The 16,404-nt window shown below is 43.2% G+C and carries 18 protein-coding genes; 7 read left to right on the top strand and 11 right to left on the bottom strand.

Features of this window, described 5'->3' with window-relative positions; all coding sequences use genetic code 11:
• Positions 1–234: 234 nt before the first annotated feature.
• Complete coding sequence (locus AC3CID_RS07250) at positions 235–1,341, top strand: M20/M25/M40 family metallo-hydrolase (RefSeq protein ID WP_280556429.1); 1,107 nt, start codon at positions 235–237, stop codon at positions 1,339–1,341.
• 155 nt (positions 1,342–1,496) lie between these two features.
• On the opposite strand, the gene AC3CID_RS07245 is transcribed toward AC3CID_RS07250, so the two are convergent.
• Both AC3CID_RS07245 and AC3CID_RS07240 read right to left on the bottom strand, forming a co-directional pair.
• Positions 1,497–1,919, bottom strand: coding sequence for a DUF3859 domain-containing protein (locus AC3CID_RS07245; protein WP_102444651.1), 423 nt, complete (start codon positions 1,917–1,919; stop codon positions 1,497–1,499).
• Between the two features lie 74 nt (positions 1,920–1,993).
• Complete coding sequence (locus AC3CID_RS07240; protein ID WP_054546426.1) at positions 1,994–2,362, bottom strand: ATP-binding protein; 369 nt, start codon at positions 2,360–2,362, stop codon at positions 1,994–1,996.
• A 273-nt stretch (positions 2,363–2,635) separates the two neighbouring features.
• On the opposite strand from AC3CID_RS07240, the gene metA reads away from it, so the two are divergent.
• Both metA and pilW read left to right on the top strand, forming a co-directional pair.
• The gene (metA, locus tag AC3CID_RS07235; protein ID WP_488527196.1) at positions 2,636–3,577 is read left to right on the top strand and encodes a homoserine O-succinyltransferase MetA; all 942 of its coding nucleotides are present in this window, start codon (positions 2,636–2,638) and stop codon (positions 3,575–3,577) included.
• A gap of 169 nt (positions 3,578–3,746) precedes the next feature.
• Positions 3,747–4,514: a type IV pilus biogenesis/stability protein PilW gene (pilW, locus tag AC3CID_RS07230; RefSeq protein ID WP_488527195.1), complete on the top strand. Its 768-nt coding sequence runs from the start codon at positions 3,747–3,749 to the stop codon at positions 4,512–4,514.
• 108 nt (positions 4,515–4,622) lie between these two features.
• On the opposite strand, the gene rlmF is transcribed toward pilW, so the two are convergent.
• Positions 4,623–5,981 (bottom strand): 23S rRNA (adenine(1618)-N(6))-methyltransferase RlmF, encoded by a 1,359-nt coding sequence (gene rlmF, locus AC3CID_RS07225; protein WP_488527194.1) that lies wholly within the window; start codon positions 5,979–5,981, stop codon positions 4,623–4,625.
• Positions 5,982–5,985: 4 nt separating this feature from the next.
• A complete protein-coding gene (locus AC3CID_RS07220) occupies positions 5,986–6,483 on the bottom strand; it encodes a YgjP-like metallopeptidase domain-containing protein (RefSeq protein WP_488527193.1) in 498 nt (165 codons plus the stop codon).
• A 153-nt stretch (positions 6,484–6,636) separates the two neighbouring features.
• Between AC3CID_RS07220 and AC3CID_RS07215 the strand changes: the two genes are divergently transcribed.
• The gene (locus tag AC3CID_RS07215) at positions 6,637–6,873 is read left to right on the top strand and encodes a glutaredoxin family protein (RefSeq protein WP_017075077.1); all 237 of its coding nucleotides are present in this window, start codon (positions 6,637–6,639) and stop codon (positions 6,871–6,873) included.
• 534 nt (positions 6,874–7,407) lie between these two features.
• Here the strand turns inward: AC3CID_RS07215 and AC3CID_RS07210 are convergent.
• On the bottom strand, positions 7,408–8,280 hold the full coding sequence (locus AC3CID_RS07210; RefSeq protein ID WP_488527192.1) for a LysR family transcriptional regulator: 873 nt from the start codon (positions 8,278–8,280) through the stop codon (positions 7,408–7,410).
• A gap of 110 nt (positions 8,281–8,390) precedes the next feature.
• On the opposite strand from AC3CID_RS07210, the gene AC3CID_RS07205 reads away from it, so the two are divergent.
• Together AC3CID_RS07205 and AC3CID_RS07200 are read left to right on the top strand one after the other, a co-directional pair.
• On the top strand, positions 8,391–9,590 hold the full coding sequence (locus AC3CID_RS07205; RefSeq protein ID WP_488527191.1) for an MFS transporter: 1,200 nt from the start codon (positions 8,391–8,393) through the stop codon (positions 9,588–9,590).
• An 84-nt stretch (positions 9,591–9,674) separates the two neighbouring features.
• Positions 9,675–10,241 (top strand): DUF1415 domain-containing protein, encoded by a 567-nt coding sequence (locus tag AC3CID_RS07200; protein ID WP_017075080.1) that lies wholly within the window; start codon positions 9,675–9,677, stop codon positions 10,239–10,241.
• Positions 10,242–10,280: 39 nt separating this feature from the next.
• Here AC3CID_RS07200 and AC3CID_RS07195 read toward each other — a convergent pair whose 3' ends face one another.
• Positions 10,281–11,351 carry a sensor domain-containing diguanylate cyclase gene (locus AC3CID_RS07195; protein WP_488527190.1) on the bottom strand — a complete coding sequence of 357 codons (1,071 nt, stop codon included), beginning with the start codon at positions 11,349–11,351 and terminating at the stop codon, positions 10,281–10,283.
• Positions 11,352–11,564: 213 nt separating this feature from the next.
• On the opposite strand from AC3CID_RS07195, the gene AC3CID_RS07190 reads away from it, so the two are divergent.
• Positions 11,565–12,140, top strand: coding sequence for a nucleoside triphosphate pyrophosphohydrolase family protein (locus AC3CID_RS07190; protein WP_488527189.1), 576 nt, complete (start codon positions 11,565–11,567; stop codon positions 12,138–12,140).
• 136 nt (positions 12,141–12,276) lie between these two features.
• On the opposite strand, the gene AC3CID_RS07185 is transcribed toward AC3CID_RS07190, so the two are convergent.
• The 5 genes from AC3CID_RS07185 to AC3CID_RS07165 all read right to left on the bottom strand — a co-directional run bounded on the left by AC3CID_RS07185 (position 12,277) and on the right by AC3CID_RS07165 (position 16,330).
• Entirely contained in the window at positions 12,277–12,765 is a 489-nt protein-coding gene (locus AC3CID_RS07185) for a GNAT family N-acetyltransferase (protein WP_017109820.1), read from the bottom strand.
• A 313-nt stretch (positions 12,766–13,078) separates the two neighbouring features.
• Positions 13,079–13,258 carry a hypothetical protein gene (locus AC3CID_RS07180; protein WP_488527188.1) on the bottom strand — a complete coding sequence of 60 codons (180 nt, stop codon included), beginning with the start codon at positions 13,256–13,258 and terminating at the stop codon, positions 13,079–13,081.
• A 224-nt stretch (positions 13,259–13,482) separates the two neighbouring features.
• The gene (cydX, locus tag AC3CID_RS07175) at positions 13,483–13,584 is read right to left on the bottom strand and encodes a cytochrome bd-I oxidase subunit CydX (protein ID WP_017109819.1); all 102 of its coding nucleotides are present in this window, start codon (positions 13,582–13,584) and stop codon (positions 13,483–13,485) included.
• A 10-nt stretch (positions 13,585–13,594) separates the two neighbouring features.
• The gene (gene cydB / locus AC3CID_RS07170) at positions 13,595–14,731 is read right to left on the bottom strand and encodes a cytochrome d ubiquinol oxidase subunit II (protein ID WP_488527187.1); all 1,137 of its coding nucleotides are present in this window, start codon (positions 14,729–14,731) and stop codon (positions 13,595–13,597) included.
• Between the two features lie 12 nt (positions 14,732–14,743).
• Entirely contained in the window at positions 14,744–16,330 is a 1,587-nt protein-coding gene (locus AC3CID_RS07165) for a cytochrome ubiquinol oxidase subunit I (RefSeq protein WP_488527186.1), read from the bottom strand.
• Between the last annotated feature and the right edge of the window lie 74 nt (positions 16,331–16,404).

The following is a 16,404-nucleotide window of genomic DNA, read 5'->3' as shown; positions in this document are numbered from 1 at the left end:
CCAATTTCATCGACGTTTTTTTCAAAGCGGTTAAACATTATACCCGACAGATATACAGATTAAAATCCTGCGCATTGGAGAATCTGAGTTGGCTTTTTCTCATCAATTAGAATAATCAGGCAACTTTCTTGATTTAACTCAGATAATCATCTACCTCATTGGCGTTATAGTAATTTTCCTGTTCCTACCTCCGCGGCTTCTTTAGAACGAGCGGAAGCATAATGAGAATTAACAATGACCCAAATTAATGAACAACGTCTTGTAGAACATTTCTGCAATCTAGTGAAAATTGATAGTGAATCTCGTAATGAAAAAGCGATTGCTGAAGCGTTGGCTGAACAACTTGGTGAACTAGGCTTTGAAGTTCACAAACTGGCTGTCCCTACAGAAGTGTCTAACGGTTTCAACATCTACGCTCGTCTAGATGGCACTCTTCCAGGCAGCACAGTATTCAGTTGCCACATGGACACAGTAACGCCAGGTATCGGCATTGAACCAATCATTGAAGACGGTATCATCCGTTCAAAAGGCAACACAATTCTAGGTGGCGACGACAAGTCTGGTATCGCAGCTATCATGGAAGCGGTTCGTTGCATCAAAGCTGAAGGCCAAGCGCACAAAACTATCGAGATTGCGTTCACTGTATTCGAAGAAGGCGGCTTGTTCGGCTCTTTGAACTTCGATATGTCTTACATTCAATCTGAGCACGCTATCGTACTGGATACAGGCGGCCCAATTGGCACCATCGTAAACGCAGCTCCAGGTCAGCAGAAAATTGTTGCTAAGATCAAAGGCCGCCCTGCTCACGCTGGTTTAGCGCCAGAAGAAGGCATCAGCGCAATTCAAGTTGCTGCAGACGCTATCACTAAGATGAACCTACTTCGTATCGATGAAGAAACGACGGCAAACGTCGGTATTGTTGAAGGCGGTCAAGCGACAAACATCGTAATGCCAGAGCTTAAAGTCGTGGCTGAAGCTCGCTCTCTAAACGGCGAAAAGCTAACGGCTCAAGTTGAGCACATGATCTCAACATTCCAAGAGAGTGCAAAACAGTTCGGCGCTGAAGTCGAAATCGAATCAACGCGCGCTTACGATGCATTCGTTATTGCAGACGATCACCCGCACATTCTTTCTATCAAATCAGCGTTTGAGAAGCTTGGCGTAACCGCAAACACTAAACGCACTGGCGGCGGTAGCGATGCAAACAACTTCAACGCGAAAGGCCTAACAACGGTTAACCTTTCTACTGGTATGGCGAAAGTTCACACCACAGAAGAGTACATTGCAGTGAAAGATATGGTCGCTATCACTGAGTTTGTAATGGCTTACGTGACTCAATAATCTTACTGGTTAACTAGCCAGTCTTATTTGTTAACTAGACAACCTTACTCGTTAATGAAATAGAAAATGCCATCTAGTTAATGTCAAAAAGCCGAGTTCACGAATGAACCGTGACTCGGCTTTTTTGTAGTCTGAGTTTAGCTAGAAGATTAAGCTTAAAACCCCCTACGCTTCCAGAATTGGCCTTCATCTTTTGCAACAAGGTCGAATGTCTTATCAGCAATGATGTTGCCTTTTAACTCCACGGTCATGCGCCACTTGCCTAGCTTGTTCGAGACTGGCGCCCAGATGGTGTCGCCTAAGTAGAAATCCCAGTCGTTGTTACCGACATGCTCTTCACCATCGAACGGTTCGAGCACTTCGCCTTTATCTGTAGTGATATTCGGGTGATAGATACAGTAGCGGATCTTTTCACCTTTGGCTTTCTTGATATTCAGGATATAGCCAAACTCTACGTCGATTTCAGCATCAACAATGGTGGTGAACTCTTGGATTTTTGGTAGATCTTTAGATTTGGAATCCCACGTGGAATAGATACCGTAAGAAGTCATGTCGACCACAACAGAGCGCTTTGCCATTTCAATCGTTACCTTGAAGTTGTTCTATTAATTTAATTCTATTTGCCATTCAGCCAAGCTGGATAAGCACGAGGCTATTCTTGCCAATCTTTCGCCATGCGCTTAATCACAGACGGTTCGATGTCGTGAATGCTACCATATTGCTCTCGGCATACTTCGATGATCAAGTCAGCTTTGTATTTTCTTGCAAGTTGACGGTAAGCCTTCATTTCCCAATGCTTAATAAAGGTATTCGAAACAACAACATCCAACCCTTGCTTCAAGCCATTCTCTGCCGTGTTCTGACACCACTCATGAGCTTGCTGTAGCTGCCTTGGATCAAAATAGTAGTCACCTTGCTCATTCACGTAATACATATCCGCTTCGACATGCAATGCATCGTAGGTTTTTGCTTTTGTTGACTTGCCAGAACCGGGCAACCCTCGAATGAGTATTAACTTCATTTGTCACTTTACAGGCTAATTCGAAAACATGAGTTTATCGTAAATGCTAGCCGCTTGCTCTGATAACTGCCTAGTTCTACATAACAGAACCAAGCACTTATGCATTACTCGGGTAATCATTAAACATTATAAGACTCCCTCGACGTCGGAAGGTGGCTTCTGATAGAAAACACAAATAATTTACATCTATCCATTTTGGATATCGACAAGCGTACCAAACTACTATAGATTTAGATGTATAGACGTCTACATATCTAGCTTAGGGAGAAAGCTTTGCCTATTCGCATTCCAGACCAATTGCCAGCATCTGATGTTCTTCGTGAAGAAAACATCTTCGTGATGCCGTTATCAAGAGCATCGACGCAGGAAATTCGTCCACTTCGAGTCTTGATCCTCAACCTAATGCCGAAGAAGATTGAAACTGAAACTCAATTCTTACGCCTACTATCAAACAGTCCATTGCAAGTGGATGTAGAGCTGCTGCGCATTGATGACCGACCAAGCAAAAACACACCGACCGAACACCTTGATAACTTCTACCGCCAATTTGAAATGGTCAAAGGGAGAAACTTTGATGGATTGATCATCACTGGTGCACCGCTTGGCTTGGTTCAATTTGAAGATGTGATTTACTGGGACCACCTAAAAACCATCATGGAATGGGCAAACAAGCACGTGACCTCAACCTTGTATGTGTGCTGGGCGGCTCAGGCGGGTTTGAAATTACTGTATGATTTGCCAAAGCGCACTCGTAAAGAGAAGCTTTCTGGTGTTTATAATCACGAGATTCATCACCCTTACCACCCACTTCTGCGTGGCTTTGACGATACCTTCTTAGCACCGCATTCTCGCTATGCAGATTTCTCTCAGGAATACTTAGCCAAGCATACCGACCTTGATGTTCTTGCGACTTCTGATGTGGCTGGCGTATACCTAGCGGCAACCAAAGATAAGCGAAACGTGTTTGTAACGGGTCATCCTGAATACGATGCGCATACATTGCACGGTGAGTACGTTCGTGATTTAGGCGAAGGTATGGAACCCGTGATTCCAATCAACTACTACCCGAACAACAATCCAGATAACAAGCCTGTCGCAAGTTGGCGTAGTCATGGGCACTTGCTATTCTCAAACTGGTTAAACTACTGCGTTTACCAACAAACGCCTTACGATTTGGATCACTTCAGCGAAGACAACTTTACCAAAGACGATTAAGTTCTTTCTTCCGATTCACAATCACATAAAGCCGTGTTCAGTAGGTTGTTGATAAAACACCAAATTGGACACGGTTTTTTTATGGTGTTTGAGTCGCATTCCATAATAGATTTACCACTTCAATAGGTTTGATTTCATATGATGGGTTGGTGTTCATAAGGAGCTTCACATGCCCGCCAAGCCGTTATTATCTAAACCTATTTCGTTATCCCGCCCCCTTTCGTTATCGAGCCTGATACTACTCGCCTCTCTTTCGTTGGTCGGTTGTGTTTCTGTCACTGAAGGACCGCCAAAGATCGAAAGCGACCCTATTGCGATGTCTGAATCTCGTATTGAATTAGGTTTGGGTTATATGGGACAAGGGAATATGGTGAGAGCACGTGAGAACCTAGAACTCGCCATCAAACACGCACCTAGCTACTATCGAGCTCGCCTTTCCATTGCGCACTATTACGAACAAGTTGGGGAAGTTGACGAAGCAAGAGACGCCTATAAGAAAGCGCTGAGGTTAGACGCAAGAAACGGCAATGTATTGAACAACTACGGTACATTCTTGTGTAAACAGGGCGAATACGAGCAAGCCGATAAATACTTTAACCGTGCCATCGACCAACCCTATTATTATCTCGTCTCTGCAAGTTATGAAAATGCGGCATTCTGCGCGTTTAAGGCCGGAGAGGTCGAGCAAGCAAAATACTACTTCTCTCGTGCGATTGACCACGACCCAAATCGAGCTAGATCCGTACTACAGCTTTCTAAAATTGAAGTCAGTGAGGCCGAATACAATGACGCTAGGCTCCGCTTATTCAAATTCCACCAACGTTATGGCTATCAAATTCCATCGCTTCAAATCTTGGTCGAACTCGAAAAGAAAGCGGGTAACCGTGTACTTCAACAGAAATACCAAAGTAAATTAGACGAACTGCTCTCCGTTTAAGGCTAACTAAGCTTAGAGTCGATGCGATAGATATAAAAAACGGGTTTGTTGCGTTAACAACAAGCCCGTTCGTAATATCAACTTAATATCTTAACTAAGTACAGTCTGTTATTTAAGCGCAATCCACTCTTGTCTTTGTTCGTCGTCCATAAAGGTCCATGCGATAAAGCGACTCACCTTCTGGCCTTGTGACATTTCAACCACTTTTACTTGTTTAGCTCTCAGCTTGCCAAGCTCTGAACGAACCATATCAACGTTGTCTTTCTTAGAGATCAATGTCGTAAACCACAATACTTGAGTAGAAAAAAGCTGGCTCTCTCTCGCCATCTTCATGATGAAAGCTGCTTCACCACCCGGACACCAAAGTTCAGACTTTTGGCCACCAAAGTTTAAGGTTGGTTTCTCTTGCTTAGTTGGTTTATTTTGCGTAGTTGATTTGTCTAACTTAACTGGCTTCTTGTTCGTTTCTGGCTTGAACGACTGACCGGCTTTCTTAGCACGGTTTGCCGCTAGGTTATCCAGTTTACGTTGTGATCCCTTTTCCGCCTCTTCTAGAGAGCTATGGAATGGAGGGTTACAAATTGTGACATCGTAACGTTCATTATCCTTAATCACGCCCTTAAAGATAGATTCTGAGTCGGCTTGCAGGCGAGCTCGAATCTTACCTTTTAGATTAGGGTTACTTTCCGCAATGAAGTTCGCTGTTTTGATGGAGACTGAATCGACATCAGTACCTGTCCAGCGCCACTTATACTCTGTCGCACCAATGATTGGGTAAATACAGTTTGCACCAACACCAATATCTAGTGCTTTCACAGAAGCATGATTATAAGGTTCACCTTGGCCATCGCTATTAAGGATATCTGCCACTCTGTGAATGTAGTCTGCACGGCCAGGAATTGGCGGGCACAAGTAGCCAGCAGGAATATCCCAATGCTTAACGCCATAGTGATGCGCCAGTAAAGCCTTGTTAAGTAGCTTAACGGCTAATGGATCAGAGAAATTAATGGTGTCTTCGCCCACCGGGTTCTTGATCAGGTGTTCTTTCAGCTCAGGCAATGCTGCAACCAATAACTCGAAGTTATAGCGACCTGTATGTTGGTTTCTTGGGTGCAATCCACCTTGGGGCTTTTCAGTCGAGCGTCTTTTCTGGGCTGCGTTTTTGTTAAAAGCAGTTTTATTGAAAGACCCCTTATTCGATGATCCTTTATTCGCACCCGGTTTACCTTTGCTATCTTTTGCAAAAGGTCGCTTTGCTTTGTTGTTGTCAGCACCTTTGGGAGCACTGTTTTTGCGGTCTGATGTGTTCTTTGTAGAAATACGCTTGTCGCTGCTTGGCTTGCCGGCATTTGGCTTAATATCACCGTGCTTACGGTTACCTTGATCAGCTTGGTTGTCTTTTGTTTTTGTTGATGAGGTACTGTTTTTCGACAGGCTTAGCGTAGTTCTATTTTGTGATTGGCTCATTGGGCTACTTCTTTAAGTCTAAATACATCATGAATAAACGGGCATCTAACTCAAGTTGATGATATTCCGGCTCCATGTGACAGCATAGTTGGTAAAAGGCTTTGTCGTGTTCTTTCTCTTTGATGTGCGCCAGTTCATGCACCACCAGCATTCTCAGCAAAGGTTCTGGTGCATTTTTAAAAACACTGGCGATACGAATCTCGTTCTTCGATTTGATCTTTCCACCATGATTCTTTGCCACATAAGTGTGAAGACCTAGTGCATTATTGATCAGGTGGATCTTTCCGTCGTAAATCACTTTGCTAATCGGCGGTGTTTTCTTCATATAGCGATTTTTTATCTCAATCGCATAGTCAAACAAGGCTTTCTCGCTTTTTATCTCGTGATTATCTGGATAGCGAGCTTCAAACCACGGCACTAACTTACCCGACTCAACTAACTGAGTCACAGGGTCGATAATGTGCTTTGGATAGCCTTGGATATATCGCAAAGAAGGATGCATGTAAAAAAACCGTACCGGTAACACCACGACAATACGTTGTGGTCTTGAAATTTGAGCCGCATAGTGTAACTGATCACACTTTTCTAATCACCTAGGATTCGTTACACTTTAGCGAGATTCACCAAGAGCTAGACTCAAAAAGAGATTGTAAAAATGAAACGTGTTGTATTGTACGTCGCAGACAAATGCCCGCACTGTAAAGATGCCCAGCGCTATTTGGACTCTAAAAAAATTGAATATCGTCTAACGAATGCAAAAATGCAGCGTGGTCGTAAAGAATTACAAGCGATGGGTGCTCGTTCTATCCCTGTGCTTAAAATCGGCGATCAAGTGATGGTCGGCTGGAACCAAAAGAACTTCGATAAGATGTATAACTCAAAGAGCACATAACGTGGTCTAGAGATCAGTACTTCTACACAACAAAGCACGCATACTCTAGCTAGAATATGCGGGCTTTGTTATTTCATACTCATGATAGATGTATACCAGAAGCAAGCACCAGCATGTTGGTCATACTCACAAATCACCCTTTGACTTTCATGGTTCCATTGCAACTCGCGCATTGGTACTTCTCTTTAATGCCAAGGATTTTTTCAAAAACATTGCGATGAACTCTAACCAGCCTTTGATTTTTGCACTTACATTTCATAGCGTTACGCGGTCTGTATTGTTAATGTTTCGGTGCCGTAAATATCAGCCACTCAATGCAAATTAACAATATTGTCAGTCACACGTTTTCCTTAAATTAATATAACTGACTTCAAACTTTCAACTCAACAAAGTGTAATGCTGAGTGATTAGTTAATAGAAAATAAGGAACAGGAAACAAAGCGTTAAGTATGACCTATCTCAGTATCATCTCAGTCATAGAGCGACTACCAATTTGAATTCAGTTTGATGCTGGTGAGATTACTCATGAATACCTCACACATAACGTTTTACGAAATCAATAAAGGTTCTGTCTGCCTTCGACAGATATCCTTCCTTTCTCCATGCCAAAGATAGATTCAGTTTCACCGGGTCTTTAAATGGTACACCCACCACATCCTCCTCATACTTTGTCACTAAGCTGAGTAGCGCAGTAATGGCGAACTCTCGCTTCACGATAGAAAGAATCATAGGCAGTAAATTAGTTTCGAATGCGATGGTCAGGTCTAGATTGTATTTTTTACACGTTGCATCGATAAAGTCTCGGTGGAAATAACCCGACTTGAACATGATGAGTTCTTGGGCAAAAAACTCTTCAAAGGTGATTGATGGTTGCGAAGCCAATGGGTGATCTTTGCCTACAACGGCTAACATCTCCGAACTTAGTAGGTGGTCGGTTTCAAGATCATCAGGCACATTTTCATGATTAATAACGCCGATATCGAGTTCACCGTTTAATAGCATCTCCCGAATCGAAGCTGTACCAGCATCAATCAGCGTCAATTTAAGGTTTGGGTATTGGCTTTTAAATGCCATCAACACTTGCGGGAAAAAGTAGCTCCCCATCATACTCGGAGCCCCTAAACGCACCTCGCCTTTCTCCAAGCCTTTCAGTTCATTCATCGCAAGTTGGGCATCCTCGAACTGCTGAGCAATTCTCTTCGCATGTTCAAGCAACACCTTGCCCTCTTCCGTTAAAGTGACGGATTTATCTCCGCGTCGGAATAACACCAACTCTAAAGTTTGCTCCAATTTTTTGATAGAGATGCTCAAAGCAGGTTGGGCAATATGCAGCGCTTTGGCTGCTTGGGTAAAGTTACCGAACTGAGCGACGGCTAAGAAATGACGAAGAGGTTTTGATTCAAGCATGGCGATATATTTAATATATAGAGGCGATATTTTTAATATATTTCTTTAATCACACCTGTACTGATAACTTGTTCACAAATAGCTTATTAACTCATACAGGCATAGCGTAAATGTTTGATAAAGGCAGTCCTCAATACAAACGTATCACCCAATCTTTGGCGATTGGTTCGTTTATTATTTTCTGCAACTTGTACCTTTTTCAACCTATCTTGCCGCATATGGCAGTTCATTTCCAAGTATCGGAAACCCAAATCAACTGGCTGTTTGCCGCAACGACTCTTGGTTTATCTATTAGCTTGGTGCCATGGGCTATCGCCTCAGAAACTTTTGGTCGAAAACCTATCATCTTGTTCAGCCTTTTTGCGATACCTCTGATTGGGCTAAGCATGGTATTCACAACCACTCTGTTGCAACTTGTGATTGCCAGAGCATTAATGGGCATTGCTGTCGCCGCTTTTGCTGGAGTCGCTGTTGCCTATATGGTTGAAGAGTTGTCACCGAAAGCATTCGCGGTCGCGATTGGTGGTTATATTGCAGCCAATTCGTTGGGTGGTATTTTCGGACGTGTCCTCGGAGGTTTAATCACGGATTACTTTGACTGGCATGCTACGGTATTGTTTTTTGTGGTCGGCTCCTTAATCGGCGCTCTCTATATTGCATATAGCTTGCCTGACCAACAAAACTTCAAACCACAGAAAGGGTTGTTCTTTCACCATAACCGCTCTGTGGTTCTGCATCTAAAGAATCGCACACTGTGGTTAGCAATGCTGATCGGCGGTGCTAACTTCGCACTGTTTGTTAACCTGTATTCGGTAATGGGCTTTAGGCTAGTATCTGCGCCTCACTCAGTGCCTGTTGGCTTAGCTTCACTGATATTCCTATGTTACTTAGCCGGTACGGTAAGCTCTAAGCTCTCCAACAAATGGACACTTCGTTTTGACCCGTTAAGCGGAATATTGATGGGCGTGTGTATTAGCTTAATCGGAATGCTAATTTCTGCCGTCGACAAAGTCCCGTTCATGTTAGCAGGCTTGTTATTGATTAGTGGCGGCGCGTTCTTCGCCCATACCCTTGCCTACTCTTGGGTGAGTCAAAAAGCACCAAGTGCTAAAGCCACAGCGACTGCGTTATACCTTGTTCACTATTATATTGGCGGAAGCTTGGGCGGGTTCTTGCTCTTGTATTGCTGGCAACTATTCGGTTGGAATGGTGTGATTGCAGGTGGTTCAATCTTCTATATCGTCATATTTACTTGGGTTTATCAGTTAAAACAGCTTCAAATGACTACGTCTAAACTCGCCGAGGCTTGAGTCAGGCCTACGAACGAATCAATTATTACTTTTGATTGGTGGCGGTTCTGATATCCTACGAAAAAATTCAATTCGGAACCTGTTATGTCGAACACTCAAAGCACAGATCTTCAAACCATCCACGACCAAGTAAAACAGTGGTTAGACGATGTCGTTATTGGCCTAAACCTGTGTCCATTCGCAGCCAAGCCACAACGAAATAAGCAGATTAAGATCTTTGTGAGTGAAGCAAAAACTGAAGAAATGTTACTTGAAGATATCATGACGCATTTCGTTGAGTTAGATAACACGCCAGTTGCTGAATTAGAGACGACTTTGGTGGTTGTCCCTAACATGTTGCAAGATTTTTTCGACTACAACATGTTCATTGATTGGATTGAAGCACTGATCAAGCAGGAAGATTGGGAAGGTATCTATCAAGTTGCCACTTTCCACCCAGATTACTGTTTTGGTGGTGCCGATCCAGAAGACGATGAGAACCTAACAAATCGCTCTCCTTATCCGGTTTACCATTTGATTCGCGAAGCGAGTATGGAGAAAGTGTTAAAGCACTATCCGAATCCAGAAGCGATTCCTGATACCAACATTGCAAGAGTTGAATCTTTAACACCAGCGGAACGTCGTCAATTGTTTCCTTATCTATTCAGCTAATCGCGAACCGTTAAGCATTAAGGACTAACAAATTTCGGCTTACAAACCGGAATGTTCTTGATGATATGGACGAGAAATAAACTGGTCTCGTCCATTTTGTTTAGCAATGTACAGGCATTCATCGGCGACTTTTATTAACGAGTCTAACGCCGACATTCGTTCCCCTTTGGTATCCCCAGTACTCAATTCAAAATGACAGGCGCCGATTGATATGGTGACTGGCTTTCTATCCAGTGTGATTTTCTTCATCTCTTGCAAAAGAATCCTGAACTTATCTTCAACATAACTGGGTGTTCTATTTGGATACCAAAGAATAAACTCCTCGCCACCGAAACGCGCCACAAACTCGCCTTCTTGAGTGGTATGACTCAACACATTCGCTACTTTCTTTAAAACAACATCACCCATTTGGTGGCCGTAAGTATCATTGACGACCTTAAAGAAATCGATGTCGACGACCGCTAGTGTCCCTTTACCTAAAGATCCTTTTAACTGTTCAACTTCTGCATTCAGCGTTTTGAACAAACAACGTCGATTCGGTAAGTGGGTAAGGGGATCATACAGGGCTTGGTATTCAAGTTTTTCGTTCAGTTCTTGCAGTTTACGTTCTTGCTGCCTTCTAACCAGTTCTACTTCTATCCATGAAGCCATCAACCTCATCACATCGATATCGAACTCTTTGAATTCTCTGTAATACGGTCTAGGACTTGAAAAGTTTAAGGTGCCATAAAGCTCTTCGTTAACGAAAATAGGAATGCCAATATAGGACTCTAATCCGAAAGACTGATAAGCAGGATGAGTTGCATATTTATCGTGTTTACCGCAATGTTCAATGCAGATAGGGCCGATCGATTTACACGTAATTTCACAATAGGTCGATCGATAATCGAAAATATCGCCGGTGTGCAGTTCCACGCCATCAGGGGTAATGCAATGTTCCACTCGATAGCGGTTGCCTTCTACTTTCGACAGGATACCAATATCTAAATCAAAGCGTTCGAGTCCCATAATAAGCAGTTGAGCGATCTGACTATCGAAACCTTTTCGATAGTCATTGGTAATTTGATACAAGCGGCGTATAACAATTTCGCTTTCACTGGCTTGGTGCATAACTGGGATCTCACAACTGTCGAATTTAATGACAACATCACTATTTGGTATATGAAGAAGAGTAAAGTGTAAAAAAACCTAATAATCAATTGGTTTGTATGCAAAATACCTCATTGGTCCAATGAATAAAAGTCGACTTCTTCGACTTTGCGTTAGCACCCTATTCCTAGCTTTGATAAAATGATCCATTAACGAAACAGAATGGATAGGAAAATGAACCTTTCTCAACTAAGCCAAGAAATCTACGATCACCTTTACCGCGACATTGAAGAGTTCCGCAGTACTTTTGATCTGCCTGTTGCTGCTCCTGAAACAATGGACGAAAAAGGCGATACGCTACACACCTCTCTAGCGATCGAAGAACTAACAGAACTTGCAGAAGCTGACTCAAAAATCGAACAAGCGGACGCTATTATAGACAGCGTTTATGTTTTGATGGGACGTTTAGTTCACCTTGGCCAAGCTAAGGTTGAAGATAACCTAGCGATCAGCTATCTGATCGACCTGCTATTGAATGTTTCTAAAAACCGTTCAATCGACTTCTTGCCTTGTTGGGACGAAGTACACTCAAGCAACATGAGCAAAGTATGTCGCAACGAAACTGAATACGCTGAAACAGAAGCTTTCTATGCTGAGCAAAACATCAAGCTGATGGCGGTTCAAAAAGGCGAATACATCATCGCTAAGTGTGCGGAAGATTTCGTATCTGAAGGCAAAACCGTTCGCCAAGGTAAAGTACTAAAATCAGTACACTACCGTCCTGCGAACCTTGAGCCTCTAACGGCTTAAGTAAGGCTACAACTGAAGCACTTTAAAGCCTCAGTTGACTGAAATCGAAAACGCCACGTTATTTTAACGTGGCGTTTTATTATCTATTAGAAAACTCTAGCTGTGTTAATTGGAGCCGTGTATTAGAAGCAGAACACTATACCAGTCGCGCCATATGATAAGCCGCCACATATTCGCCATTTCTGAAAGCGAACCCTGCGGACTCTCCTTCAATCACGAAACCAAACTTCTTATACAGGCTAATCGCTCTTTCGTTATCGGTGTACACCGTAAGCTCCAGTCGTTTGATGTTAATCCAGTTATCACACAAGTCGATCGCGGTCGCGAGTAGCTGGCTACCAACACCTTTGCCTAATACATCATCTTTAACACCCATACCAAATGAAGCCACATGTCGTCTTCTTGGGTTCACACACACTTCCATTCCCAAGTTGCCAACAATCTCATCGTCGATCATCGCGACATACGAGTACACGTTGTCAGGCATATTAGAGATTCGTTTTTGCCAGCTTTCCAGAGATGGATTTGGGAGTTGCAGCGTACCGGTATAAGCATTAGTGCATTCGTAAACTTCTTTTATTCCCTTTGCATCTGACGGTTCAGACCGTCTCACTATAATACTCATCGCAACTCCTACTATTTTCATCGCTAAATATGAAACACATCCTTCATGTGCACCTAGACACACTAACAAATAGTAAATATTTAACAATAGGTTAGCCGGAATTGTTTTTAATAGAGCTGATATGAGAATAGGCGTAGATGATCTGAAGAGGACGTTGATTTGAGGAATAAAAACGAGTTGAGCTGGAAGAAATTCGGTATGGGCACCTTAATTGTGCCCATATCTTGAAACCTGTGGCGTTGGTTTACTCTAGTTCATCATTCTTTGGTTGATCACTTCCTGATTAATTATGAACTAGCTAATCTTGGTCGAGTTAATCACGCTCACATTGAACTTGCATGACTTTAAGATCGGTGGTGTTTAGTTTCTCAGCTAGTGCTGCACCTTCTTCATTACATTGCTCAAGAGTTGTAAATTGGGTATTAACTTCCATTTCTGCTGTACTGTCAGCGCCACCCATCATTAGGCTTAGAATCAGTGTGAGTTCGTACATAAAATAATCCTCTTTCGAGCTTTCAAAGCATCCATTCGAATAAGATAAAGTGACTAGAATCCGCCCTAATTCACTTGTTTCGTTTGAGATAATTCTAGTCATTCACTCGATTCGAGTCTTACCATTTTATGCCACTAACTAATAAAGCAGCATAACCATGGTTTAAAGGTATAAAAAAGACCAGAGCATCATGCTTCTGGTCTTTTTATGAATTAAAGCGTCAATCATAACTCAGTTTCTGAGTCACTTTTCTCTAAGCTAATGACATTCAAAACTGCAAATGCAGAGGCTAGGAATAAGCCTAATATCCAAACAAAATACCACATGAAAAACTCCTTAATACAGTGAATGGCCATTACGTTCGACATACTCGCCATCAAGTCGCCCAAACATGGTTCGATAACTGAACGCGGTATAACACAGAATGATTGGCACCATCACAAACGCCACGCCTGTCATGATGTTCAAGGTCAGTTCACTGGAGGTTGAATCCCACAGCGTTAGGCTATTACTCGGGTTAACGCTAGACGGGATAATGAACGGGAACATCGAGAAACCCGCCGTTAAGATGATGCAAGCGTTAGTCAGGCTTGAACTAATAAAAGCTATCGCATCCCATTTCAACCTTGCGCCAATTAAAGTCAGTAATGGAATGGTCACGCTGCCGATCGGTGCAAACCACATCCAAGGGTACGTATCGAAGTTGGTTAACCAAGCGCCTGTTTGTGTGACGACTTCTTTGTTCAAAGGATTCGAAGCCGAGCTATGATCCATCGCACTGACTATCAGATACCCATCAATATGGTTTATCGCCATACAGCCAATCACCATAAGGAAAGCGATAAGTACAGCACTCGCCTGCGTCACCGTTCTTGCCTTTTTGTACACTGCGTCTGTGGTTTTCATAATCAACCACGCACTGCCTTGTAACAGCGCCATCAATAACCCGACTAGACCACACAAAAGCGCGAATGGGTTGATCAAATCGATAAACGAACCATGGTACTCAGCCATTAAAAAGCTATTGAGCGTAAAAGGTAAGCCTTGCATCAAATTGCCAAACGCCACCCCGAACAAGATAGGTGGCAAGAAGCCTGAGAAAGAGATAGCTAGGTCACACACCCGTCGCCACTGATCGCTGTCGATCTTTGCTCGATACTCAAGCGCTAAAGGACGCAACCACAACGAAATAAGCACCAAATACATCGCCACATAAAGGCTTGAAAACGATGTCGCATAAACCAGAGGCCAAGCCGCAAACAACGCACCACCTGCGGTAATTAACCAAACTTGGTTGCCGTCCCAATGGGGCGCGATGGAGTTAATCATGACTCGTCTTTCAGCGTTCGTTTTACCAATAAACGGTAACAACGCCCCCACTCCCATATCAAAACCATCGGTGATCATAAAACCAATCAGCAGTACACCAATCAGAACCCACCAAATTAAACGTAATGTGTCATATTCGAACATGAGTCAGTCACCTTATTGTTGAACTTGTTGTGCCAATTTGGCTTCAAGTGAAGTTGTATTTTGTTCATAGTGATAACGACCCGTTTTTAAACTGCTTGGGCCTTTTTTAGCAACGGTAATCATCAAGTAACTTTCAACAATGATAAATACGGTATATAGGCTGATAATGAGAGCAAGAGACGTAAGCAGGTTTTCAACGGTTTGAGAAGAAGCCGCGACCGTCACAGGAAGAATTTCACCCACAGCCCAAGGCTGACGGCCGTATTCCGCAACAAACCAGCCAGCTTCAATCGCAATCCAAGGTAATGGAATTGACCATAGCGCTGCTTTCAGTAACCAAGGCTTTTGCGTAATGTTTTTACGGTAGGTTTGCAGGAAGGCTGCACCAAAGACAAACAACATAATGAAGCCACAACCCACCATGATTCGGAATGACCAGAAAAGTGGCCAGACAGTTGGAATGGAATCATCTGCCGCTTGTTGGATTTGCTGTTCAGTCGCATCGGTTACGGTATCGGTGTAACGCTTGAGTAGCAGTCCATAACCGAGGTCGTGCTTAGTTTGGTCGAAGGCTTGTTCTGTTTCATCAGACGTATCGCCCGCTCGCAAACGCTCTAGCAAGTCATATGCAATAATGCCGTTGCGAATACGGACCAGGTGCTGATCGCGCAAATCGTGTAAACCCGTCACTTGTTCATCCAAAGATCTCGTTGCAATAATGCCCATCACATAAGGGATTTTTACCGCGAAGTCGGTTTTACCTTCTTCTTGGTTTGGTAAACCAAATAATGTAAATGCAGCCGGTGCAGGCTCGGTGTGCCATTCCGCTTCAATCGCTGCGAGTTTTACTTTTTGGACATCACCCAGCTCATAACCAGATTCATCGCCAAGTACGATTACCGAAATGATAGAAGCTATTCCGAAAGATGCAGCCACAGCGAAAGAACGTTTTGCAAATGCGATGTCTCGACCTTTCAGTAAGTAATATGAACTCACACCAAGGATAAACATCGAGCCACAGGTATACGCTGAGGCCACGGTATGCAGGAATTTAACTTGAGCGACAGGGTTGAGCACCACTTCGGCAAAGCTGGTCATTTCCATACGCATGGTTTGGTAATTGAACTCTGATCCAATTGGATTTTGCATCCAACCATTTGCAACCAAAATCCACAGTGCAGAAAAGCTCGAGCCCAACGCCACCAGCCAAGTCACTACAAGATGTTGGCGTTTCGATAGCCTTTCCCAACCGAAAAAGAATAAGCCGACAAAGGTGGATTCTAAGAAGAACGCGACAAGCGCTTCGATGGCTAAAGGTGCACCGAAAATATCGCCGACATAGTGAGAATAGTAAGACCAGTTAGTGCCAAACTGGAATTCCATTGTTAAACCGGTCGTGACACCCAAAGCAAAGTTAATACCAAACAGCTTTCCCCAGAATCGAGTCATGTCCTGGTAAATTTGCTTGCCAGTCAGCACATAGATCGATTCCATGCTCGCCAAAAGACAGGACATACCAATGGTTAAGGGGACAAAGAGAAAATGAAACATAGCAGTTAACGCAAACTGCAAACGCGACAATTCAACAACATCAAACATTAAAGCTCCAAACATCATATTGATGGCTTTCATATTAAGAATTGGAGCGTATTTCAGCACAGTTCGAACAAACC

This window comes from Vibrio sp. QJM3NY_21 (genome assembly GCF_057785975.1).
This window is presented reverse-complemented; position numbering and strand designations above follow the sequence as displayed.

What these genes read in the sequence shown, in the direction of transcription:
- rlmF (WP_488527194.1), bottom strand. Translation starts at nt 5,981, where the DNA reads ATGAGCCAATCACAAAATAGAACTACGCTAAGCCTGTCGAAAAACAGT.
- AC3CID_RS07240 (WP_054546426.1), bottom strand. Translation starts at nt 2,362, where the DNA reads ATGAAGTTAATACTCATTCGAGGGTTGCCCGGTTCTGGCAAGTCAACA.
- AC3CID_RS07245 (WP_102444651.1), bottom strand. Translation starts at nt 1,919, where the DNA reads ATGGCAAAGCGCTCTGTTGTGGTCGACATGACTTCTTACGGTATCTAT.
- AC3CID_RS07200 (WP_017075080.1), top strand. Translation starts at nt 9,675, where the DNA reads ATGTCGAACACTCAAAGCACAGATCTTCAAACCATCCACGACCAAGTA.
- AC3CID_RS07205 (WP_488527191.1), top strand. Translation starts at nt 8,391, where the DNA reads ATGTTTGATAAAGGCAGTCCTCAATACAAACGTATCACCCAATCTTTG.
- AC3CID_RS07195 (WP_488527190.1), bottom strand. Translation starts at nt 11,351, where the DNA reads ATGCACCAAGCCAGTGAAAGCGAAATTGTTATACGCCGCTTGTATCAA.
- AC3CID_RS07215 (WP_017075077.1), top strand. Translation starts at nt 6,637, where the DNA reads ATGAAACGTGTTGTATTGTACGTCGCAGACAAATGCCCGCACTGTAAA.
- AC3CID_RS07220 (WP_488527193.1), bottom strand. Translation starts at nt 6,483, where the DNA reads ATGCATCCTTCTTTGCGATATATCCAAGGCTATCCAAAGCACATTATC.
- AC3CID_RS07210 (WP_488527192.1), bottom strand. Translation starts at nt 8,280, where the DNA reads ATGCTTGAATCAAAACCTCTTCGTCATTTCTTAGCCGTCGCTCAGTTC.
- AC3CID_RS07190 (WP_488527189.1), top strand. Translation starts at nt 11,565, where the DNA reads ATGAACCTTTCTCAACTAAGCCAAGAAATCTACGATCACCTTTACCGC.
- AC3CID_RS07250 (WP_280556429.1), top strand. Translation starts at nt 235, where the DNA reads ATGACCCAAATTAATGAACAACGTCTTGTAGAACATTTCTGCAATCTA.
- AC3CID_RS07165 (WP_488527186.1), bottom strand. Translation starts at nt 16,330, where the DNA reads ATGTTTGATGTTGTTGAATTGTCGCGTTTGCAGTTTGCGTTAACTGCT.
- cydB (WP_488527187.1), bottom strand. Translation starts at nt 14,731, where the DNA reads ATGTTCGAATATGACACATTACGTTTAATTTGGTGGGTTCTGATTGGT.
- AC3CID_RS07185 (WP_017109820.1), bottom strand. Translation starts at nt 12,765, where the DNA reads ATGAGTATTATAGTGAGACGGTCTGAACCGTCAGATGCAAAGGGAATA.
- cydX (WP_017109819.1), bottom strand. Translation starts at nt 13,584, where the DNA reads ATGTGGTATTTTGTTTGGATATTAGGCTTATTCCTAGCCTCTGCATTT.
- AC3CID_RS07180 (WP_488527188.1), bottom strand. Translation starts at nt 13,258, where the DNA reads ATGTACGAACTCACACTGATTCTAAGCCTAATGATGGGTGGCGCTGAC.
- pilW (WP_488527195.1), top strand. Translation starts at nt 3,747, where the DNA reads ATGCCCGCCAAGCCGTTATTATCTAAACCTATTTCGTTATCCCGCCCC.